This is a genomic window from Xanthomonas hortorum, assembly GCF_011305375.1.
In the GTDB taxonomy this organism is placed as follows: domain Bacteria; phylum Pseudomonadota; class Gammaproteobacteria; order Xanthomonadales; family Xanthomonadaceae; genus Xanthomonas; species Xanthomonas hortorum_E.
The window spans coordinates 1-21,652 of record NZ_VCME01000024.1 but is presented as its reverse complement, the minus strand read 5'-3'; the positions used below and the strand labels follow the sequence as shown (position 1 = coordinate 21,652).

Annotated in this window: 13 protein-coding genes and 1 pseudogene; 9 read left to right on the top strand and 5 right to left on the bottom strand. The window is 64.9% G+C overall.

Features of this window, described 5'->3' with window-relative positions; translation table 11 throughout:
• Positions 1–100 precede the first annotated feature (100 nt).
• A complete protein-coding gene (locus tag FFY45_RS18760) occupies positions 101–1,243 on the top strand; it encodes a pectate lyase family protein (protein WP_176341592.1) in 1,143 nt (380 codons plus the stop codon).
• Positions 1,244–1,413: 170 nt separating this feature from the next.
• A pseudogene (locus FFY45_RS22225) lies at positions 1,414–1,603 on the top strand (pectate lyase family protein); the annotation flags it as partial.
• Positions 1,604–2,553: 950 nt separating this feature from the next.
• Here FFY45_RS22225 and FFY45_RS18755 read toward each other — a convergent pair.
• The 4 genes from FFY45_RS18755 to FFY45_RS18740 all read right to left on the bottom strand — a co-directional run bounded on the left by FFY45_RS18755 (position 2,554) and on the right by FFY45_RS18740 (position 7,814).
• Entirely contained in the window at positions 2,554–5,439 is a 2,886-nt protein-coding gene (locus FFY45_RS18755; RefSeq protein ID WP_176341591.1) for a valine--tRNA ligase, read from the bottom strand.
• A gap of 104 nt (positions 5,440–5,543) precedes the next feature.
• Complete coding sequence (locus tag FFY45_RS18750; protein ID WP_023902615.1) at positions 5,544–5,969, bottom strand: DNA polymerase III subunit chi; 426 nt, start codon at positions 5,967–5,969, stop codon at positions 5,544–5,546.
• A gap of 7 nt (positions 5,970–5,976) precedes the next feature.
• Positions 5,977–6,342, bottom strand: coding sequence for a hypothetical protein (locus tag FFY45_RS18745; protein WP_176341590.1), 366 nt, complete (start codon positions 6,340–6,342; stop codon positions 5,977–5,979).
• Positions 6,342–7,814, bottom strand: a complete 1,473-nt coding sequence (locus FFY45_RS18740) for a leucyl aminopeptidase (RefSeq protein ID WP_176341589.1) — start codon at positions 7,812–7,814, stop codon at positions 6,342–6,344. The genes FFY45_RS18745 and FFY45_RS18740 overlap by 1 nt, the downstream gene beginning before the upstream one ends.
• Positions 7,815–7,921: 107 nt before the next feature.
• Between FFY45_RS18740 and lptF the strand changes: the two genes are divergently transcribed.
• Genes lptF through FFY45_RS18725 form a run of 3 tightly spaced genes read left to right on the top strand, consistent with a single transcriptional unit; the run spans position 7,922 to position 10,412 of the window.
• On the top strand, positions 7,922–9,004 hold the full coding sequence (lptF, locus tag FFY45_RS18735) for an LPS export ABC transporter permease LptF (protein ID WP_006448521.1): 1,083 nt from the start codon (positions 7,922–7,924) through the stop codon (positions 9,002–9,004).
• Positions 9,001–10,107: an LPS export ABC transporter permease LptG gene (gene lptG / locus FFY45_RS18730; RefSeq protein ID WP_176341588.1), complete on the top strand. Its 1,107-nt coding sequence runs from the start codon at positions 9,001–9,003 to the stop codon at positions 10,105–10,107. The genes lptF and lptG overlap by 4 nt, the downstream gene beginning before the upstream one ends.
• A gap of 5 nt (positions 10,108–10,112) precedes the next feature.
• On the top strand, positions 10,113–10,412 hold the full coding sequence (locus FFY45_RS18725) for a hypothetical protein (protein WP_176341587.1): 300 nt from the start codon (positions 10,113–10,115) through the stop codon (positions 10,410–10,412).
• Positions 10,413–10,545: 133 nt separating this feature from the next.
• Here FFY45_RS18725 and FFY45_RS18720 read toward each other — a convergent pair whose 3' ends face one another.
• The gene (locus tag FFY45_RS18720; RefSeq protein ID WP_176341586.1) at positions 10,546–11,007 is read right to left on the bottom strand and encodes an RDD family protein; all 462 of its coding nucleotides are present in this window, start codon (positions 11,005–11,007) and stop codon (positions 10,546–10,548) included.
• A 233-nt stretch (positions 11,008–11,240) separates the two neighbouring features.
• Between FFY45_RS18720 and xerD the strand changes: the two genes are divergently transcribed.
• The 4 genes from xerD to FFY45_RS18700 form a co-directional block, all read left to right on the top strand.
• Complete coding sequence (gene xerD, locus FFY45_RS18715) at positions 11,241–12,212, top strand: site-specific tyrosine recombinase XerD (RefSeq protein ID WP_176341585.1); 972 nt, start codon at positions 11,241–11,243, stop codon at positions 12,210–12,212.
• Positions 12,213–12,417: 205 nt separating this feature from the next.
• A complete protein-coding gene (locus FFY45_RS18710; protein ID WP_006448516.1) occupies positions 12,418–13,215 on the top strand; it encodes a DsbC family protein in 798 nt (265 codons plus the stop codon).
• A gap of 218 nt (positions 13,216–13,433) precedes the next feature.
• Positions 13,434–17,486 carry a phosphoribosylformylglycinamidine synthase gene (gene purL / locus FFY45_RS18705; protein ID WP_176341584.1) on the top strand — a complete coding sequence of 1,351 codons (4,053 nt, stop codon included), beginning with the start codon at positions 13,434–13,436 and terminating at the stop codon, positions 17,484–17,486.
• Between the two features lie 860 nt (positions 17,487–18,346).
• Positions 18,347–21,652: hypothetical protein (locus FFY45_RS18700; protein ID WP_255172069.1), on the top strand; the 3,306-nt coding region annotated here is incomplete at its 3' end.

The following is a 21,652-nucleotide window of genomic DNA, read 5'->3' as shown; positions in this document are numbered from 1 at the left end:
TCGCTAGGGGACTGGCCTTGATGGCCTGGGCGATCGCATCGGGGAGCGCGTCGTCTCATGCGGCGCGCTATGCGTCACTCATTCAAGAGAATTCATCACCATGTCGAAAGCATCGACAGTCGTTGGTCGTACCGTTGTGGGCGTCGTTCTGGGCGCCGCGTTGTTGTCCCCCGCAGCGCATGCTGCAGATCCCTCCTTGGAAGTGGCCACCACCGGCTGGGCGACCCAGAACGGCGGCACCAAAGGCGGCTCCAAGGCTGCAGCTGCAGACATCTACACCGTCAGCACGGCAGCGCAGTTGAAGGCTGCGTTGAAAGCCAAGGCCGGCAGCAATGGCCGCATCATCAAGGTCAAGGGTGTCATCGACATCAGCGAAGGCAAGGCCTACACCAAGACTGCGGACATGAAGACCCGTGCGCGCCTGGACATCCCGACCAAGACCACGCTGATCGGCGTTGGCACCAACGCGGAAATCCGCGAGGGCTATTTCTACGTCAAGGCCAACGACGTCATCGTGCGCAATCTCACCATCGAAAATCCGTGGGATCCGGAGCCGAAGTGGGATGCCGACGACGGCGACAACGGCAACTGGAATTCCGAATACGACGGCCTGACCGTGGAAGCGGCCACCAACGTGTGGGTGGACCATGTCACCTTTACCGATGGTCGCCGCACCGACGATCAGAACGGCACCGCCAACGGGCGCCCGAAGCAGCATCACGATGGTGCGATGGACGTCAAGAAGGGCGCCAACTTCGTCACCATCTCGTACTCGGCGTTCAAGTCGCACGAGAAGAATAGCCTGATCGGCTCCAGCGACAGCGCCTCCAGCACCGACAGCGGCAAGCTCAAGGTGACCATCCACAACACCTTGTTCGAGAACATCTCGGCACGCGCGCCGCGGGTGCGTTTCGGCCAGGTGCATCTGTACAACAACTACCACGTCGGTAGCACCGGCAATAAGGTGTACCCGTTCTCGCACGCGCATGGCGTGGGCAAGGAGTCGAAGATCTTCTCGGAGAACAATGCGTTCGATATCAGCGGCGTGAGCAGTTGCGACAAGATTGCCGGCGATTACAAGGGCAGCGTGTATCGCGACCAGGGGTCGTTGATCAATGGCAAGGCGTTGACCTGTTCGTGGAACAGCAACATCGGCTGGAAGCCGCCGTATACCTACAACCTGCTGGCTGCCAACAAGGTGGCTGCAGACGTGAAGGCAAAGGCCGGCGCAGGCAAGCTGTAAGGCGTCTGCGCTAGGCAATGCTGCGATGACTGCAGCATTGCATGAGCTCCTACAACGCTCGCAGCGATGCGGGCGTTGTGCGTTTGCGCGATGTCCTCATTGATTCTCGATGTTCCGCGACATCGGCTGTGTCTGCAACGCAATGAGTGTGCGGGGCATTGCCTAGCTACATCGGTGTGGGCGCGGACGCCCGGATCATCGAAGGTTATCTGCTGTTGAAGGGCAGCGATGTCATCATCTGTAACCTCAATATCGAAAATCCCTGGGATCCCGGAACCTTTTTGGGATTCGACCGATGGCAAGCTTGGTAACTGGAATTCGGAGTTCGATGGCTTGGCTGTCGATTGTGAGATGTGGGTGCATCGATTGCAGAGCGAAAAGGCTGTGACTTCGTAGCAGGGCCCTTGCCCGCCCACCATCGCAGGACACGCCGCAAGTACGTCCGTGTAGGCTCTTATGCGGCATCCACGCCGCATAAGGTCCCGCGCCGGTGGGCGGGCAAGGACCAATCGAGATGGTTGGTGTGCATGGTGCAAGCAATGCACGATGCATGTTGTTCGATCACCGTTGTTTCGGTTTGCTTTTCAACGAAAAGCCGAGCAATCAACAAGCTTTTAAGAAACCAACCGACTAACTCTCTGGTGCGGTGGCCTTACCGGTTGCGGGACCGTGTGGCGGCATGGATGCCGCCACCGAGCCTCCAGGGATGGATTCACGGCGTGTCCCGCGAGCGGTGAGGTCACCGTACCCTCGACTAACCAAGCTTTCGACCTGAGCTCCAACTGCATTTATAACGCCGTCACGACCGGAATCCCGGTTGTATCGGACTGATTGAGCAGTGTGGATAGATCACTTGTAAAGCGGCTGATCTGCGGCTTGGCTGCAGGGCCCTTGCCCGCCCACCGTCGCGGGACACGCCGCAAGTGCGGCATCCATGCCGCGTAAGGTCCCGCGACGGTGGGCGGGCAAGGACCAATCAAGATGGTCGATGTGCACGGTTGCAAGCAGTGCATGACGTGCTTCTAATTCGCCAGCTATCGTGTTCTGCGAACCATGCCCGCAAGCCAACGCAAGTCGCGAGATGACCGGCTTTCATCCAGCTACCGACAAACTCTCTGGTACGGTGCCCTCGTCGATTGCGGGACCGTGTGGCGGCATAGATGCTGCCACCGAGCCTACATGGACGTACTTGCGGCGTGTCCTGCGAGCGGCGAGGGCACCGCGCGCTCGACCATCTGATTGGTCGTTTCTTCGAATACCGACTGCGGTCGCCTGGTGGCGATGCAGTCGGCTGATCGACGTCGACTGCGTTAGATCTTGGCGCGTTGCTCGCGCAAACCGGTCAACTGCGTGGTCCAATCGTTCAAGCGCGCGCGTTCCTGTTCGACCACCACGGCCGGCGCGTTTTCCACGAACGTGGCGTTGCCGAGCTTGCCGTTGCACTTGCCGATTTCGCCTTCCACGCGCTTGATTTCCTTGTCCAGACGCGTGCGTTCGGCATCCATGTCGACCAGGCCTTCCAGCGGCACCAGCAGTGTGAGCTCGCCGACGATGGCGGCGGCCGATGGCGGTGCCTCCTGGCCGGCGTCCAGCCAGTCAATCGTTTCGAGCTTGAGCAGGAACGACAGCTGCGAGGCGAAGCGGGCCACGCGGCTGCGATCGTCCTGCGTGCCGGCCTGCAACAGCAGGCGTACCTGCTTGGAGGGCGGCACGTTCAACTCGCTGCGCACGCGGCGCAGCGCCGACACCATCGACTTCAGCCATTCGACATCGGCCTCCGCACTGGTATAGCCATGGGTGTCGATATCGCCGGCCTGCGGGAACGCCTGCAACGAGATCGTCGCGGCGGTGGTGCCCAGGCGCGGTGCGACTTGCTGCCACAGTTCTTCGGTGACGAACGGTGTGAGCGGGTGCAGCAGACGCAGCAAGGCTTCGAGCACATAGAGCAGGGTGTGACGCGTGCTGGCGGCATCTTCTGCGTGCTCAATCGCTTCCGGCGTGCTGCCTGCAGCGGCCAGCGTGCTGTCCTGCACCGCGCCGTTGAGTGCGGGCTTGGCCAGTTCCACGAACCAATCGCAGAACGCATTCCAGGCAAATTCGTACAGCGATTGGGTGAGCAGATCGAACCGGTAGTTGGCGTAGTGCGCGTGGGTTTCTGCGGTGACCTTGTCCAGACGCGCCAGGATCCACTGCTCCGCTTCGGTGCGCGGCTGCGGCACGCCGCTGAAACGTGCGCCTTCGGTATTCATCAGCACAAAGCGCGTGGCATTCCACAGCTTGTTGCAGAAGTTCTTGTAGCCTTCGGCGCGACCCAGGTCGAACTTGATGTCGCGGCCATGCGTGGCGAGCGCGGCGATGGTGAAGCGCAGCGCGTCGGCGCCGTGCGCGATGATGCCGTCCGGGAATTCCTTGCGCGTGGCTTTTTCGATCTTGGGCGCATCCTTGGGCTTCATCAGGCCGGTGGTGCGCTTGGCGACCAAGGCCTCGATGCTGATGCCGTCGATGATGTCGAGCGGATCGAGCACGTTGCCCTTGGACTTGGACATCTTCTGGCCCTGCGCATCGCGAATCAGGCCGGTGATGTAGACATCGCGGAATGGCACCTGGCCGGTGAAGCTGTCGGTGGCCATGATCATGCGCGCCACCCAGAAGAAGATGATGTCGAAACCGGTGACCAGCACCGACGACGGCAGATAGCGCTCGAAGCCGCGCTCGGCCATCGCGTTCGCATCCGGCCAGCCCAGTGTGGAGAACGGCCACAGCTGCGAGGAAAACCAGGTTTCCAGCACGTCGCTGTCCTGATGCAGCGCGACGTCGGCACCCAGGCCGTGTTTCGCACGCACCTCGGCTTCGTCATGCCCGACGTAGCAACGGCCCGCATCGTCGAACCACGCCGGGATGCGATGCCCCCACCACAGCTGACGGCTGATGCACCAATCCTGGATATTCTCCATCCAGTGGCGATAGGTGTTGATCCAGTTCGGCGGCACGAATTTGATCTGGCCGCTTTCGACCAGCTCCAGGCCACGTTTGGCCAGTGCGTCCATTTTCACGAACCACTGGTCGGTGAGATAGGGCTCGATCACCTGGCCGGTACGGTCGCCGCGCGGCACCTGCAGTTTGTGCGGCTTGGTTTCGACCAATACGCCCAGGTCTTCCAGTTCGGACAGCACCAGCTTGCGTGCGTCATAGCGATCCAGGCCGCGGTAACGCTCCGGTGCGTTGTCGTTGATCGTTGCAGTGACGGTGAACAGATTGATCAACGGCAAGTCATGCCGCACGCCCACCGCGTAATCGTTGAAATCATGCGCAGGCGTGACCTTGACCACGCCGGTGCCGAAGGCACGGTCGACGTAATCGTCGGTGATCACCGGCACTTGCCGGCCGGTCAGCGGCAGCACGATGCGGGCGTTGTGCAGCGTGGCGTAGCGCGCATCGTCCGGGTGCACCATCACGGCGGTGTCGCCGAGCATGGTTTCCGGGCGCGTGGTGGCCACCACCAGATAATCGCGGATTTCGCGCAGCGTCTCGACGCCGTCGGCATCGTGCTCGACGTGCTCATAGGTCACGCCGTCCGCTAGCGGATAGCGGATCGACCACAAAAAGCCGTCTTCTTCGATGTTTTCCACTTCCAGATCGGAGATGGCGGTTTTCAGTACTGGGTCCCAGTTGACCAGGCGCTGGCCGCGATAGATCAGGCCCTGTTCGTACCAGCGCACGAATGCTTCGTTGACCGCGGCCGAGGGTTGCGGGTCCATCGTGAAGGTGCTGCGCGACCAGTCGCTGGAGGTGCCCAGGCGACGCATCTGGCGCTCGATGGTGTCGCCGGATTCGGCCTTCCACTCCCACACCTTGGCGATGAAGCCCTCGCGCCCGAGCGAGTCGCGGGTTTCGCCGTTGCCTTCCAGCGCCAGATTGCGCGACACCACCATCTCGGTCGCGATGCCGGCGTGGTCGGTGCCCACCTGCCACAACGTATCGAAGCCGCGCATGCGGTGATAGCGCACCAGCGCATCCATCAGCGTCTGCTGAAACGCATGGCCCATGTGCAGCGTGCCGGTCACGTTCGGCGGCGGCAGCAACACCGTATACGGCTCTCCCTTACCGGACGGCACGAAATAACCGGCGGCCTCCCACTGCGCGTACAGGCGCGATTCGAAGGAAGAGGGGTCGTAGCTGGAGGCTAGGGTGGTCATAAGGCGGGGAATGGAGAGTCGGGAATAGGGAATGGGTAAAGCGGGTGCGCTGATCGGTGATGGTCTAATGGGAGGGAGCCGATTTTCGATTCCCGATTCCCGATTCACATGTCGTACTTGGTCAGTTCCAGGCCCAGGGCCTTGTACTGCTTCCAGCGTTCACGCAGCGGTTCGCGGGCGGCGGGATCGGCGGGCACCACTTCCAGCACCCGGTCGCAGGCGCCCAGGTAAGGATCGTCGCGCAGGTTGATCACCAGCGGGCGCGAGGGCGCGGTGAACTCGGGGGCGGCAATCAGCACCGGGGCGAGTTCGTCCTCTTCGTCGGTGCCGGCGATCTGATGCGGGATATAGGCCTCGTCGTCGAACGCCCAAAGCAGGTCGTCCAGCGCCTCGGCCTGTTCGGCATCGCGCGCCAGGATCAGTGTGGAGAGATTGGCGTCGTAGGCCTTGCGCGCCAGCTCGCAGACCAGCCGCAGCGGTTCGTTGAGGAAGCGCGGTTTGGCGATCAGATAAAAGTCGGCACGGGGCATGGTCAGGTCACGAAACGGAAGGGAAAACAGATTCGGCAACGACGCAGCCGAGCGTGAACAGCAGGCCGGACGCCAGTATCGCCAGCAGAAACCCGCCTGTGGCGCGCAGGCGTCGGCCGGCAGGCCGCGAGCGATACAGATAGATGAGGATGAACACCAGCCAGGCCAGCACCATCCCGATGTTGAGCCACATCGGGCGGCGATAGCCGTGCTGGCGGCTGTCGGCCGCCAGCCAGACGAAGATCAGCACCAGCAGCAGCGCAAACCGCACCAGGTCGGCGGCATCGCCGTTCCACCAGCCGGGTAACGCGCTGGCGGCCCCGTCCACCAGCACGAAGCCAGCGATCAGGGCCAGTGCAGCGCGTGGCGACATCAGGCTGCGCGGTCGAGCAACCACTGCGTCAACAGTCCCACCGGGCGACCGGTGGCCATGCCGCGCTTGCCTTCGTCGCTGGCCACGCCGGCGATATCCAGATGCGCCCAGCGCTGGTTTTCGGTGAAGCGCGACAGGAAGCAGCCGGCAGTGATCGCGCCGCCCCAGCGGCCGCCGATGTTGTAGACGTCGGCGAAGCTGGAATCCAGCAGGCCCTGGTATTCGTCCCACAGCGGCAGGCGCCAGGCGCGGTCGAACACGTGCTCGCCAGCGGCCAGCAGTTCGTTGGCCAGGTCGTCGTGCTTGCTCATCAGGCCGGCGGTCTGGTGGCCGAGCGCCACCATGCAGGCGCCGGTCAGCGTAGCCACGTCCACCAGTGCTTCAGGGTTGAAGCGCTCGGCGTAGGTCAGCGCATCGCACAGGATCAGGCGGCCTTCGGCGTCGGTATTGCCGACCTCGATGGTCTTGCCGGACATGCTGGTGATCACATCGGAGGGGCGATACGCATTGCCGTCGATGGCGTTTTCCACCGCCGGCACCACCACCACCAGATTGATCGGCAGCTCGGCCTTGACCGTGGCGACGAACGTGCCGATGACGTTGGCGCCGCCGCACATGTCGTACTTCATTTCCTCGATGCCGCCCTGCGTCTTGAGATTGACGCCGCCGGTGTCGAAGGTGATGCCCTTGCCGACCAGTACGTAGGGACGCGCGTCGCCGCCGCCGTTCCACTTCAGCACGATCAGGTGCGGGCGGTTGGCCGAGCCGCGCGCCACCGACAGCAGCGAGCCCATGCCGAGCGCTTCCATCTGTGTTTCGTCCAAAATCTCGGCTTCGGCGCCGGGAAACTTGCCGGCGAACGCGGCGGCGGTCTCGGCCAGGTAGGCCGGGGTGCAGTAGTTCGGCGGCAGGTTGCCCAGCTCGCGGGCGAACTCCACGCCCTCGGCGGTGGCCACGCCAACCGCCAGTGCGCGGGCGTCGTCGCCGGCGATCGCAAGCGTGGTCAGGCCGGTCTCGTCGACCTTCTTCTTGCCCAGCGTGGCGGTGTAGCGGTAAGCGGCGTGGTCGCTGACGACGATCGCCTGGCGGATGTTCCAGGCGCTATCGCGCGCCTTGATCGGCAATTCGGTCAGGGTGAGCAGGGCGGTGCCGACCGGGCCGGTCTTCAGCGCGCGGGTCGCATCGCCGATCGCCTTGAGGTAAGGCGCCACGCCGAACTTGCCGGCATCGCCCAGCCCGACCACCAGTACACGCGGGGCGGCCACGCCGGGCAGGTCGTGCAGCAGGCTGGTGCTGCCGGTTTTGGAGGCCACATCGCCGCGTGCGACCAGTGCCGTCAAACGGCCCTGGCTGGCGCTGTCCAGCGCCTGGGCGGCGGGCGAAAGGGTCTTGTCGGCGAACACGCCAACCACGATGCAGTCGACGTGGGCGCTTGCCGGCGCGTCTTGGTTCAGGGTGAATTGCAGGGCCATTGATCAGATTCCGTAGGCAAATCCGTACAATCGCGGACTGTTTACGCCAACCTGACTAGGCTGGCGATGCCGCGAACGAATCCGAGAGTTTAAAACAAGCCCACCCCATGCCGAAGCTCGATCGATACCTGCTTAGCGATTTCACCCAGAGCTTCCTGGCCACCTTGATCGTGCTGCTGGTCGTCAGCGTGGGCGGTGTACTGGTGGATATCCTCGGCAATATCGCCGACGGCCGCATCCCCGCTCGCTTGTTGCTGTCTCAGGTGGGCCTGCAATTTGTGGCCTACCTGCCGATCATCCTGCCGCTGGCGCTCATGCTCGGCCTGCTGTTGGCACTGGCGAGGCTGTACCGCGATTCAGAAATGGCCGTGATCACTGCCATTGGCGTCGGCCCGCGGCGCATGTTGCGCCCGATCCTGATGCTGGTGGTGCCGGTGGTGGTGCTGATCGGGCTGTGCTCGCTGTGGTTGGGCCCGTGGGCCAGCCGCACCGCCGAGACCATGCTGGAAGACGCCAACCGCAGCGTGCTGATGGCCGGCCTGGAGTCGGGCAAGTTCACGCCGCTGTCCGGCGGTGGGGTGGTCTATCTCACCACGATCTCGGCCGACGGCAAGGGCCTGGGCAAGGTGTTCATGCAGCGCCAGAAGGACGACCGCATCGATGTGGTCACCGCCGAGCGTGGCGCGATGTTCTTCGAAGGCAAGGCCAACCGCTACCTGCGCCTGGAGGACGGTTACCGCATCGAAGGCCCGGCCGCCGGCAACACCCTGGACTACCGCTTGATGAAGTTCGCCAGCAACGACGTGGCCCTGCCCGACCGCAGCCAGGTGCACGATGCTAACGACCCGGAAGTGATGTGGACCACGCAGCTGCTGTCGGACGAACGCCCGGCCGCGCGCGCGCAGCTGCATGAGCGTCTGGCGCCGCCGCTGCTAGCGCTGGCGTTCGCGCTGCTGACCCTGCCGCTATCGCGCAGTGCGCCGCGGCAGCAGCGTTACGGCCGGATCATGCTGGCGTTCCTGGCATACATGGTGGGCACCAACCTGATGATCGTCGGCACCCAGTGGATCGCCAACGGCAAGACACCGGCCGCGCTCGGTCTGTGGTGGCTGACGCTGCCGCTGCTGGCAGTGGCGATCTGGGCGTATGCACGCGATGGCCGCGTGCGTCGGCCGAGGGTGCGCGCATGAGGCTGATGCCACGGGTACACGATTGGTACGTCGGGCGCGCGGTGTTGTTCACCGTGCTGCTGACCTGGGCCGTGCTGCTGGGGCTGGATCTGGTCAACGCGTTTGCCAGCGAGGCCAAAAACATTGGCCAAGGGAGCTATACCTTTGGCCATGCGTTCGCTTATGTGGCGTACACGGTGCCGCGGCGGGCCTACACCTTGTTCCCCACTGCGGCAGTGATCGGTGCCTTGATGGGACTGGGCCAGTTGGCGGCCACCTCCGAGCTGACCGCCTTGCGTGCGCTGGGCGTGTCGCGCAAGCGGATGTCGGCCTCGGTGGTGGCGGCGATGGCGTTGCTGACCGCCGGCATGGTGATCAGCGGCGAGACGGTGGGACCGTGGGCGCAGAATCAGGCCGATACCCTCAAGACCAGCGCCCGCTACAACAGCGATATGGCAATGGCGCGCTATTCGGGCCTGTGGGCGCGCGAAGGCGACACCTTCCTCAATGCGCTGAGCGGCGAAGAGAAGTTGCTCGACGGCGGCGGTACCGCGCTGGATCTGCACGATGTGCGGCTGTATCACCTCGATGCCAGCGGCCGCCTGCAGCAGCTGACCTATGCGGCATTGGCAGAAAATCGCAATGGCGTCTGGACGCTGCGCCAGGTGCGCCGCGATACCTTCCAGGAGCGTTCGGTGCAGCGCGAAACCTTCCCCGAGCTGCCGTGGCAATCGCAGCTCAGCCCGGCGGCGCTGGCGGCGGGGCTGGCCAAGCCGCGCAACCTGTCCGCGCGCGATCTGGAACAGAGCATCGAGTACCGCCGCCGCAATGGCCTGGACGCGCGCGACTACGAAGATCAGTACTGGAGCCGCTGGTTCTATCCGCTCAATGTATTGGCGCTGTGCCTGGCGGCGATTCCGTTCTCGTTCGGTTCGCTGCGTAGCGGCGGTCTGGGCAAGCGGCTGTTCCTGGGCATCCTGTTCGCGCTGGGCTTCTGGCTGCTGCAACTGTTCTTCGGCCGCATGGCCGGTGCACTCAAGCTGGATTACCGCATCGCCTATGCACTGCCGCCGATGGTGATGCTGGGGGTGTCGGCATGGTTGTTCCGGCGGCGCAGTAGCTGACGCGGATGCGTCGATTCAGCGTCTTCGGTACCGTGCTTTGCTTGCTGTATGTGGCCGTGACGGCGTTTTGCGTGTTGGCTGCCAGCGATGCGGGTGGCGATCCCAAAGGCCATTTCGTTCTGCTGCAGCTGCCGCTGACAGCGCAGTTGGCGGTACTGGACGCGCTGGGTGCTGATGCCTGGTTGACCAATATGCCGTGGGTGACCGGTTATTCATTGCTGGTGCCGCCATTTCTGGCGGTGTTGTATCTGTTTGGCTATGCCGTGCAGTGGCTGATCGAGCGCCCTTCGGCAGGCGGTAAGTAAGCCGAAGGCTGCATCGATTCACAGCAGTTGAATTGCGCGCTATGCGGGCGAGAACCTGGTATGCGCTGAGCATGACGGCCGCACGCCAATGCCGCCCTGCCATGCAGCTAAGCAGGCCGCGTGCCTGATCATTTCAACGTTTTGGTGTGCGTTGCAGTCGCGTGCCACTGGCACGGTCGTGCCACGCCAGTCCATCACGATCCACCCACGCCCACCAGAATCCGAGTCCGCCCAGGGCCAGCGACAACGTGCCCACCGCATAGCGGATCCATAGCGCGCGCCAGGAGGCCTGCGGGCCGATCAGCGACAGCCGCCACGGCCGCATGCCCAGGGTCTGGCCGCCGCGCCGCCAGCTCACCGTGGCGTAGATGCCGGCGGCGATCCAGCAGCACAGCCACAACAGCCATTGCCAGCCGCTGAAAGGGGCGATGTTTTCGCGTGCGGGATGCCCGGCAAGCGTGAAGCCCAGGGTGAAAGCGGCGGAAATCAGCATCCATAGCGCCAGCACCGGCCAGGCGTCGTAACACATGGCCAGCAGCCGCCAACCGACCAAGGCAGGGGCGCGTGCAGTGCGAGGCGAGGGAATCGAGGTCATGCCCCGAGCATAGCCGGCACGGGCGATCGAGCAACGCCGCGTTGCGGCAGCGCCGTGCTGAAGATAAGAGCGGCCAAGTCGCTAGGTGCTGCCGGCAACCGGCAAAGCGACTGCGCAAAAAGTGAGGGCGTGCAGCAACGACGGCCCGTTACGCCAAGGAGCGCGCTGCCAACACTTCAATCATCGCCAACGCATTGCATCGGATCCTGCGCGACAGGCTCTATGCTGTTGCGATGTCTGCCAGCAGTCCTGCCGAACGTCGCCAACTCGCCCAACAGCTGCCACCCTTGCAGGCAGCCGATGCTGCCGCCATCGAGCGCTTCCTGGATCGTTTCTGGGCCGAGAACGGGGTGGCGCGGCAGACCCTGGACAGCTATCGGCGCGATCTGGAAGGGCTGGCGCGTTGGCGCGACGGGGCCGGCGGCGGGCTGCTGGGCGTCGATCGGGCTGCGGTGTTCGACTATCTACGCTGGCGCTCCGAGGCGCGCTATTCGCCACGCAGCATGGCGCGGCTGTTGTCGACGCTGCGGGCGTTCTACGGCCTGTGTCTGCGCGAGGGCCTGCGCAGCGACGACCCGACCGCGCTGATCGATCCGCCCCACTTGCCGCGCAGCTTGCCCAAGGCGCTGACCGAAAGTCAGATCGAAGCACTGCTGGCCGCTCCCGACATCGACAGCCCGCTGGGCCTGCGCGATCGCGCCATGCTGGAGCTGATGTATGCCGCCGGCCTGCGCGTCAGCGAGCTGGTCAACCTGCCGGCGGTGGGGGTCAATCTGCGACAAGGCGTGCTGCGGGTGACCGGCAAGGGCAGCAAGGATCGGCTGGTGCCGCTGGGCGAGGAATCCCAGCATTGGCTGGAGCGCTATCTGCACGAGGCGCGCCCGCTGCTGGCCAGCCACAAGCCGGTGGCGCCGGTCGATGGGCAGGTGCCGCTGTTCATCGACGCCGCACGTCAGCCGCCCAGCCGCCAGCAGTTCTGGGCGCTGGTCAAACGCTATGCGGCGGTGGCCGGGATCGACCCAGACACGGTCAGCCCGCACGGTTTGCGCCACAGCTTCGCCACCCATCTGCTCAACCACGGCGCAGACCTGCGCGCGCTGCAGATGCTGCTCGGCCATAGCTCGTTGTCGACCACCCAGATCTACACGCTGGTGGCGCGCCAGCACCTGCAAAAGCTGCACGCCAAGCATCATCCGCGCGGATAAACGGGTACCACGGCAGGCCGGTGGTGATGCATCTCGCCAGGTAAGGGGCTGCCAGCGAGCCGGTCAATGCGCAATCGCCACGACGCGCGCGCCGATCCCTGCAACGAACCGGCGCTCCGGGGCGCCAATAAAACTGAGCCGGGCGTTGCCTTGCTTCATCTGCGCTGTGCGAGAATCCAGGTACCCCATTCCACTGGATGCGTGAATGTATCGTCTTGCCATCGCCGCGCTGCTGGGCGCGATCAGTCTTACCGCCTGCGCACAATCGTCGCAGCCTGCGGCGAGCAATGCCGGCGCCAAGCCAGCCGCCGCGCCTGCCGCCACCGGCAATGTGGATCAGCGTGTGAGCACGGCGCTCAAGGCGCTGGACCCGGACTTCAAGCCCGATTACATCGGCGCCGCGCCGTTTCCCGGTTTCCGCGAAGTGGTGGTGGGCGGGCAGGTGCTGTACGTCAGCGACGACGGCCGCTATCTGATGCAGGCGCAGCCGTTCGACATCCAGAACAAACAGTTTGCCGCCAGCGCCGGTCTGCTGGCCTATCGCCGCAAGCAGCTGGAAACCATCCCCAAGGCCGACCGCATTGTGTTTGCGCCGGCGAATCCGAAGTACGCGGTCACCGTGTTCACCGATGTGGAGTGCGGCTACTGCCGCAAGCTGCACAGCGAGATCGCCGAGCTGAACAAGCAGGGCATCGCGGTGGAATACGTCGCTTTCCCGCGCATGGGCCTGGGCAGCCAGGACTACAAGGACATGGTGGCGGTGTGGTGCTCGGCCGACCGCAAGCAGGCGCTGACCAATGCCAAGTCCGGTCAGTCGGTGAGTTCCAAGGACTGCAAGAACCCGGTGTCGATGGAGTACACGCTGGGCCAGCGCCTGGGCGTCAACGGCACTCCGGCGATCTTTGCGCCGGACGGCACCCAGCTCGGTGGCTACCTGCCGCCGGCGCAGCTGCGTGAGGCGCTGGAAAAGCGCGCCGTCACCACGGCGGGCGGAAGCCGCTGATGTCTCTGCAAGCGGCGTTGTGATGCCGCTTCGGCGCTGGTGGCTTCGACCGCCAGCGTGATTGCCAGAAAGGCCGGGATGCGCACGCATTCCGGCCTTTTGCGTTGCAGGGCGGGTGTTACCCAGCCGATCGCCAGCCGGCCCACGCTCGGCCGGGCGCTGAGCCCCTCAACCTCCGTTACAATCTGCAGCCCCGTTTCTGACACGGTTCCCCGGACATGATGGTCCTCGAGGGCGCTTCCGCCCTTTCGCCGTTCCGCCGCGCTCGGCTCGAAACCCGCCTGCAAACTCTCGTTCCCGCGCTGCGCATCACTGGCGCCTGGCACGTGTATTTCATCCGCGTCGAGGCCGGGCAAGCGCCCGACCAGGCCACCTTGCAGCGGATCCTGCAGGCCGAAGCGGCGCCCGCGCCGCGCGCCGAGGATGCGTCTTCGCGCTATGTGGTGCCGCGTCTGGGCACGCTATCGCCGTGGTCGAGCAAGGCCACCGAACTGGTGCGCGGGGCCGGGCAGCCGATCCAGCGTGTGGAGCGCGGTACCCGCATCGATCTGGCCGGCTGGCCGGACAACGATGCCGACCAGGCCGCCGTGGCCAAGCTGCTGCACGACCCGATGACCCAATCGCTGCTCGGTTCGGCGGCCGCCGCCGAGGCGCTGTTCAACGAGCCCGATCGTGGCCAGTTGCAGCACGTGGCGCTGGATGCGCTCGAACAGGCCAACCGCGCGCTGGGCCTGGCCCTGGCGCAGGACGAGATCGACTACCTGCGCGAACGCTTCGCCGCGCTGGGCCGCGACCCGACCGACGTCGAGCTGATGATGTTCGCCCAGGCCAACTCCGAGCATTGCCGGCACAAGATCTTCAACGCCAGCTGGAGCATCGACGGCAAGCCGCAGGAACGCTCGCTGTTCCGCATGATCAAGCACACCCACCAGCAGACCCCGCAGCACACCTTGTCGGCCTATAGCGACAACGCCGCGGTGGTGGAAGGCGTGCCGGCCGCGCGTTATCGCCCGGATCCGGCCAGCGGCGAATACCGTAGCGAGGCGGTAGTGCCGTCGGCATTTGCGATCAAGGTGGAAACGCATAACCACCCGACCGCGATCGCGCCGTTTCCTGGTGCGGCGACCGGTGCGGGCGGCGAGATCCGCGACGAAGGCGCCACCGGCCGCGGCGGCAAGCCCAAGGCCGGTCTGACCGGCTTTACGGTGTCGCATCTGCGCATCCCGACCCTGCCGCAGCCGTGGGAGGCGCCGCGCGCGCTGAACCCGCGCATGGCCCCGGCGCTGGACATCATGCTCGAGGGCCCGCTCGGCGGCGCCGCGTTCAACAACGAATTCGGTCGACCGAATCTGCTCGGCTATTTCCGCAGTTTCGAGCTGGCCGAAGGTGAGGGTCTGACCCGCGCCTACGACAAGCCGATCATGCTGGCCGGCGGCCTGGGGGCGATCGATCGCACTCAGGTCGAGAAGCTGCGCCTGCAGCCGGGCGATGCGGTGATCGTGCTCGGCGGGCCGGCGATGCTGATCGGCCTGGGCGGCGGCGCCGCCAGTTCGGTGGCGGCCGGCGACAGCGCCGAGGCGCTGGATTTCGCCAGCGTGCAGCGCGAAAACCCGGAGATGGAACGCCGCTGCCAGGAGGTCATCGATCGCTGCGTGGCGCTGGGCACGGACAACCCGATCCGCTGGTTCCACGACGTGGGCGCGGGCGGCCTGTCCAACGCCATCCCCGAGTTGCTGCACGACTCCGGCGTGGGCGGCGTCATCGACCTGGGCCGCGTGCTCAGCGACGACCCCTCGTTGTCGCCGCTGGAACTGTGGTGCAACGAATCGCAGGAACGCTACGTGCTGGGCGTGCCGCAGGCGCGTCTGCAGGAATTTGCCGACATCTGCGCCCGCGAGCGCTGCCCGTTCGCCGCCGTCGGCGTCGCCACGGCCGAGGAGCGGCTGGTCGTTGGGTATGGCGTGTTTGGGGACGGGATTGGGGATTCGGGATTGGAGATTCGCAAAAGCGATTCGTCAGTTGCCGGGTCCGCCGTTGCTTTCAACCAATCCCCAATCCCGAATCCCCAATCCCGGCTCCCGATTGATTTGCCGATGGACGTGCTGTTCGGCAAAGCGCCGAAGATGCATCGCGATGCGGTGCATCCGGCCGCGCCGCAGTGGCCGGTGCTGCAGACCGCCAGCCTGGATCTGCAGCAGGCCGGCTTGCGCGTCTTGGCGCATCCCACGGTGGCGTCCAAGAGCTTTTTGGTCACCATCGGCGACCGCAGCGTGGGCGGGCTGACCGCGCGCGAGCAGATGATCGGGCCGTGGCAGCTGCCGCTGGCCGATTGCGCGATCACGATGGCTGGATTCGAGACGTTTGCTGGCGAAGCGATGTCGATCGGCGAGCGCACCCCGCTGGCGTTGTTGAACGCTGCGGCGTCGGCGCGCATGGCGGTGGGCGAGGCGATCACCAACCTGTGCGCCGCACCAGTGCAGACGCTGGACAGCATCAAGCTCTCGGCCAACTGGATGGCCGCCGCCGGTCACTCCGGCGAAGACGCCTTGTTGTACGACGCGGTGCGTGCGATCGGCATGGAACTGTGCCCGGCACTCGAATTGAGCGTGCCGGTGGGCAAGGACTCGCTGTCGATGCAGGCGCAGTGGCCTGCCGGGAATCGGGAATCGGGAATCGGGAATGGTGAAACGCCACAGCCCTCCGCTCTTGCCATTCCCGATTCCCGACTCCCCATTCCCGGTGAAACGCTGAAAAGCGTTTCACCTGTCTCGCTGATCATCAGTGCGTTCGCACCGGTGGGTGATGTGCGCACGCAACTGACGCCGTTGTTGCGCAGCGACGAAGAGAGCGAGCTGTGGTTGATCGGGCTGGGTGGCGGCAAGCAGCGCCTGGGCGGGTCGGTGTTGGCGCAGGTGTATGCCGACGATGCGGCGCTGCCGGCCTTCGGTGGCGAGGTGCCGGATCTGGACGATGCGCAGCGGCTGCGCAGTTTCTTCGAACTGATCCGTGCGGCGCGCGAGAGCGGCTTGCTGCTGGCGTACCACGACCGCAGCGATGGCGGTGCGTTTGCGGCGCTGTGCGAAATGGCGTTCGCCTCTCGGCAGGGTCTAGATATCACGCTCGATGCGTGGGGTGACGATGCGTTCCGCAGTCTGTTCAACGAAGAACTGGGTGCGGTGGTGCAGATCGCCAGCGAGGATCGCGCCGCGTTCGCCGATCTGGTCGAGCGGCATGCCTTGACCGAATGCGCGCAGCGCATTGCACGCCCCACCGGTGCGCCGCGTATCCGCGTGAGCGGGCAGGGCCGGGTGCTGGCCGAGTGGCGTTGGGAAGAATTGTTCGATGCCTGGTGGTCGGTGACGCACGCCATGCAGAAACTGCGCGACAACCCGGACAGTGCCGACGAAGAGCGCGCGCTGGCACGCGACTTCAAGGCACCGGGATTGCGTCCGAAGCTGGTGTTCGATCCGTCTGAAGACGTGGCCGCGCCATTCGTGGCGACCGGTGCGCGGCCCAAGGTGGCGATCCTGCGCGAGCAGGGCGTCAACGGGCAGATCGAGATGGCCTACAACTTCGAGCGCGCCGGTTTCCGTGCGTTCGACGTGCATATGAGCGATCTGATCGAAGGCCGCGTGGACTTGGCGCAGTTCTCCGGTTTCGCGGCCTGCGGCGGTTTCAGTTACGGCGACGTGCTGGGTGCCGGGCGCGGTTGGGCCACCTCGATCCTGGAGCGTTCGGCCTTGCGCGATGCGTTTGCCGACTTCTTCGCGCGCAGCGATACCTTCGCGCTGGGCGTGTGCAACGGCTGCCAGATGCTCAGCCAGCTCAAGGACATCATTCCCGGTGCCGAGCATTGGCCGCGCTTTCTGCGCAATCGTAGTGAGCAGTTCGAAGCGCGCACGGCATTGCTGGAAGTGGTGGAGTCGCCGTCGCTGTTCCTGCGCGGCATGGCCGGCTCGCGGATTCCGGTGGCGGTGGCGCATGGCGAAGGCCGCGCCGAGTTCGACACCGTGGTGGATCAGGCAGCCGTACGTGTGGCCCTGCGTTTCATCGATGGCGACGGCGCGGTGGCATCGCAGTACCCGCTCAATCCGAACGGCTCGCCGGACGGCATCACCGGCCTGACCAGCACCGACGGCCGTGCCACCATCCTGATGCCGCACCCCGAGCGCACCCCGCGCACGGCAAACCTGAGTTGGCACCCGGCCGACTGGGGCGAGGACTCGCCGTGGCTGCGGATGTTCCGCAATGCGCGCGTGTGGTGTGGTTGATGCTGTGCAGCTCTGCGGTGTGAGTTAGAGCGCCCGAAGCAACCGCTTCATTCGACGGCCGTGTGCAGCGATGCACACGGCCGTCGTCGTTTCTGCTGCTGCGTGCATGCATCTGCACGCGGTTTTCGCGGGTTGCTTGATCCTGCCCGCGATGCGCGTTGTCCAGAAGAGCGCATCGAACGCCGATCGAGCCGCGCATGGTCAGACCCGCTTTCAAGCGATGCAAGCCGGCTTGTCTGCGGCAGGCGCATGCAAGGTTTCCTCATTCTATCGAGCGCCTGTGCATCGGGACTGCGCATGTCCGGTGGGCGTTGCAGCCGAGGCATGACCTTTCGCTATTGATAACTCCTGCGCAGTGCAGCTGCAGTTGCGCGTGATTCCGTCGCGGTCGGGTACGTTGCTACTACATTTTTTGAATGTCGATACGTGGTTTACTTTAAGTAACTATAAAAAATACTAGGTATTTAGTCGGTGCGTTCGATGATGTCGCTTGTGTGACGTTAATCTCATCTGAATTTTTGGTTTTTCAATAAATTCATCCAACGTTATGAATCTCTGATTCGCACGGTTTCCGCTGCAAATTCACGTCTCTATCGCTGATTCTTTTGCCCGGGATTTTCCCGATGCAGGAGGTAAGCGAGTGCGTTTTCGATAAACCTCAGGGGGACCGTGCGACGCAGTCGTGCGGTGGTCGGTTTCTACATACCAGGCCAATGGGGAGTAAGGCGTTAATGAAGCGAATTCAATTGAATGCCGGTGGTGAGCAGTGTGCTCATCGCCGAACGGCGCGACGTGTCTGCGATTTGATAAACCCACCCTTCAGTCGAGTGCATCTGCAAGCGAGCGGGCTGGCGGCGGCGATGATGCTGGTACTCGTCGGCATGGCCGGAGTTGCCGAGGCCGCATCCCCGCAAGCGACCGCGATCACGCGCTGCACGGTGGCCAACGGTCAGCAACATTGCGACACCGGGACTGCAAAAGCGGCCGGTAACGCAGATCCCGCAGCCGCGACCACGCAGACCTCGGCCATACCGAACGCCGACACGGATGTGCCGGCGTTCGCAGATGGTCAGGACGCCCTGGCGCTGGGCAACGCAAGCAATGCCCTGGGCGATGGAACCAGCGCACTCGGCGGCGGAAGCCTGGCACTGGAGCGCGATGCGACGGCGATCGGGCATAACGCCTCGGCTGCAGGAGAATCGGCTACCGCCATTGGCGGCGTTGCAACGGTCTACGATTATGACGCGTCCGGTTTTGTCATCGGGCAACGCGAACAAGCCGCGCAGGCATCCGGTGTGGGCTCTACCGCCATCGGTGGTGGTGCACTGGCCAGCGATCCGTTTTCCACGGCGTTGGGCAGTGGTGCTGGTGCTGACGGTGTGCAGAGCACGGCACTGGGGTACCGCGCCCAGACGTTCGACGATGGGGCCACTGCGATCGGCGGTTTGTCCACGGCCAGTGGATTCCTCTCCAGCGCAGGCGGCTATTTGTCGCGTGCCAGTGGAGATGCATCCACCGCTTTCGGTTATAGAGCGCGCAGCGAAGGTAGCAGCAGTATCGCGGTCGGCGATACCGCATTGGCCAGCGGCGTGCAGAGCGTGGTGATCGGTGGCATCAGTAACTTCGGTTCGATCACCGCCGCCACCGGAACAGGCGGCATCGCGCTGGGTGCAGGGGCGCAGAGCCAGTCCGATTATGCGATTGCCATTGGCTACGATTCCAACATCTTCCCCAATCAGCCAGGCAACACCGATTCGGTGGCCATCGGGCACAGCGCTGGTTCGTTTGCGCCGGGCACGGTATCTCTGGGTGGGTTTTCGTTGGCGAGCGGCGATGGTTCGGTGGCCGTGGGGCACGATAGCGTGGCCTATGCCGAGAACAGCATCGCGCTGGGCGCGCGTGCCAGCACCTCGTGGTTCAACGGCAACAACACCGCGATCGGTGCGGACGCGCAGACCAATGGCACCGATGCGGTGGCGATTGGTTATGGCGCACGTGTGGGTGACTGGGTCGACGATGCGTGGAATCGTTCGGCATCCAGCGCCGTGGCGTTGGGTGCGCGTTCCTACGCATACCGCAGCAACACGGTCTCGGTTGGCGATGTGCAGGCGGGGCTGACGCGTCAGATTACCAGCGTTGCGGCAGGCACCGAGGCCAACGATGCGGTCAATCTCGCCCAGCTCGACAGCGTGCGTGCCGTGGCCGACCGTCTCGACAGCACGCTGGCGATTGGCAAAACCGATGGGGATGAAACCGCTGCCTACGTGGACGGCCTGAATGCGATCGCGTTGGGGAGCGCAAGCAACGCGATCGGCGATGGCTCCAATGCGCTGGGCTCGGGCAGTCTGGCGCTGGGGCGCGATACGGTCGCTGTCGGGCACAACGCCAGCGCGGCCGATGCATCGGCGGTGGCGGTGGGCGGTGTTGCCTCTGTGCCGGTATTCGATGCTTCTGACTCGATCGTGGGCGCGCAGGAACAGGCCACCCTGGCACAGGCGCGCGGTGCCGTGGCGCTGGGGAGCGGGGCGGTTGCCGCGCGCACTTCCGCCACCGCGGTCGGCACGGGGGCAGTGGCCAGTGGCGAGCAGTCGATGGCGGCGGGGTTCAGCGCACGGGCGCAGGACGATGTTGCCACCGCTGTGGGCGCGTTCTCGACAGCGCGCGGTTCGGCGGCGTCGGCCTTCGGTTTCGGTGCGCTGGCCAATGCGAGTCTGACCACCGCGGTAGGCTTCAATGCCTCCAGCATCGGCGAGAGCAGCGTGGCCGTGGGCAGCCTGGCGGTTGCCGCCGGCGAGCGCAGTGTGACTGTCGGCGGCATGTCGCTGATCAGCTCCAACTTGCGGCCTGCAGGCGCCCTCGGCGTCGGTGGCGTTGCTATCGGCGCAGGTGCGCGCAGCGACGGCGATTACGCCATCGCGCTGGGCTACAACGCCAACGTCTTTTCCAACGACACCAATACCGACGCGGTGGCGATCGGCCATAGCGCTGCCTCGTTTGCGCCGCGCACCGTGTCGTTGGGAACGCTGTCGTCTTCCGAGGGCGCCGAGGCGATTGCGGTCGGCTACGACGCGCGTGCCGTCTCCAGGAGAAGTATCGCGATCGGCAGCGGTGCCACGACGTCGATCTTTTCTGGCGACAATATCGCGTTGGGAACCAATGCCAGGGCCGAGGCGCCCGACGCGATTGCGATCGGGCGCGATGCCAGCGTGGGCGTGTTCATCGGCGATACGGGCAGCGCCGCAATGGCCTTGGGCGTGCAATCGACGGCGCTGGGCAACAACAGTGTGGCGATGGGCTACAACGCCTTTACCCGGCAAAGCGGCAGCAACGCGGTCGCACTCGGTGCCAATGCCGGTGCCAGCGGTGCCGATTCGGTGGCCTTGGGCGCCGGCTCGCGCACCTACGAGGCCAACGTGGTGTCGGTGGGTAACGGCAATGGCCGCGGTGGTCCGGCCACGCGTCGCATCGTCAATGTGGGTGCTGGTGCAATCGCCACTGGCAGCAGCGATGCGATCAACGGTGGGCAGTTGTTCGGTGCCTTAAGTAACGCCGCCAGCTTTCTTGGTGGCGGTGCGGCGATCGGTGCGCAAGGCGTGTTCGTTGCGCCGACCTATGTGATCCAGGGCAGCAGTTACAGCAACGTCGGTGCGGCATTGACGGCGTTGGACAGCAAGGTCAGCGAGCTGGATGCGCGTAACGCGACGGCGTCAACGGGCGTTGCGGCACGTTCCTCCGCTGCGCGCGTCGCACGGGCGACAGCAACGGCGACGACGGTTGCACCAGTTGCGCAAACCCCGGCAGCCGCCAGCAGTCTTGCAGATGCGGCGACAGACGATGGCGTGCAGTCGACGCTGATGGCTGCCGACCGGACGACCGACAGCGCGCTGTCTTTAGCGACTGCAACGGCAAGCGGGCTTGCCGCAAGCGATGGCGTACAAGGCACGCCGACCGCAGCAGTGGTCGGCAGCATCACGCCGGCCGCCACGTCCACCGCCGTCGGCACGGCGGCAGTGGCCAACCATGTGACCGGTACTGCAATCGGCGGCAGCGCATATGCGCATGGCCCCAACGACACTGCCATCGGCAGCAATGCGCGCGTCAATGCTGATGGCAGCACGGCGGTGGGCGCCAACACGCAGATTGCGGCGGTGGCCACCAATGCGGTG

What these genes read in the sequence shown, in the direction of transcription:
- FFY45_RS18725 (WP_176341587.1), top strand. Translation starts at nt 10,113, where the DNA reads ATGCGTCGATTCAGCGTCTTCGGTACCGTGCTTTGCTTGCTGTATGTG.
- FFY45_RS18710 (WP_006448516.1), top strand. Translation starts at nt 12,418, where the DNA reads ATGTATCGTCTTGCCATCGCCGCGCTGCTGGGCGCGATCAGTCTTACC.
- lptG (WP_176341588.1), top strand. Translation starts at nt 9,001, where the DNA reads ATGAGGCTGATGCCACGGGTACACGATTGGTACGTCGGGCGCGCGGTG.
- xerD (WP_176341585.1), top strand. Translation starts at nt 11,241, where the DNA reads ATGTCTGCCAGCAGTCCTGCCGAACGTCGCCAACTCGCCCAACAGCTG.
- lptF (WP_006448521.1), top strand. Translation starts at nt 7,922, where the DNA reads ATGCCGAAGCTCGATCGATACCTGCTTAGCGATTTCACCCAGAGCTTC.
- purL (WP_176341584.1), top strand. Translation starts at nt 13,434, where the DNA reads ATGATGGTCCTCGAGGGCGCTTCCGCCCTTTCGCCGTTCCGCCGCGCT.
- FFY45_RS18750 (WP_023902615.1), bottom strand. Translation starts at nt 5,969, where the DNA reads ATGCCCCGTGCCGACTTTTATCTGATCGCCAAACCGCGCTTCCTCAAC.
- FFY45_RS18740 (WP_176341589.1), bottom strand. Translation starts at nt 7,814, where the DNA reads ATGGCCCTGCAATTCACCCTGAACCAAGACGCGCCGGCAAGCGCCCAC.
- FFY45_RS18755 (WP_176341591.1), bottom strand. Translation starts at nt 5,439, where the DNA reads ATGACCACCCTAGCCTCCAGCTACGACCCCTCTTCCTTCGAATCGCGC.
- FFY45_RS18760 (WP_176341592.1), top strand. Translation starts at nt 101, where the DNA reads ATGTCGAAAGCATCGACAGTCGTTGGTCGTACCGTTGTGGGCGTCGTT.
- FFY45_RS18720 (WP_176341586.1), bottom strand. Translation starts at nt 11,007, where the DNA reads ATGACCTCGATTCCCTCGCCTCGCACTGCACGCGCCCCTGCCTTGGTC.
- FFY45_RS18745 (WP_176341590.1), bottom strand. Translation starts at nt 6,342, where the DNA reads ATGTCGCCACGCGCTGCACTGGCCCTGATCGCTGGCTTCGTGCTGGTG.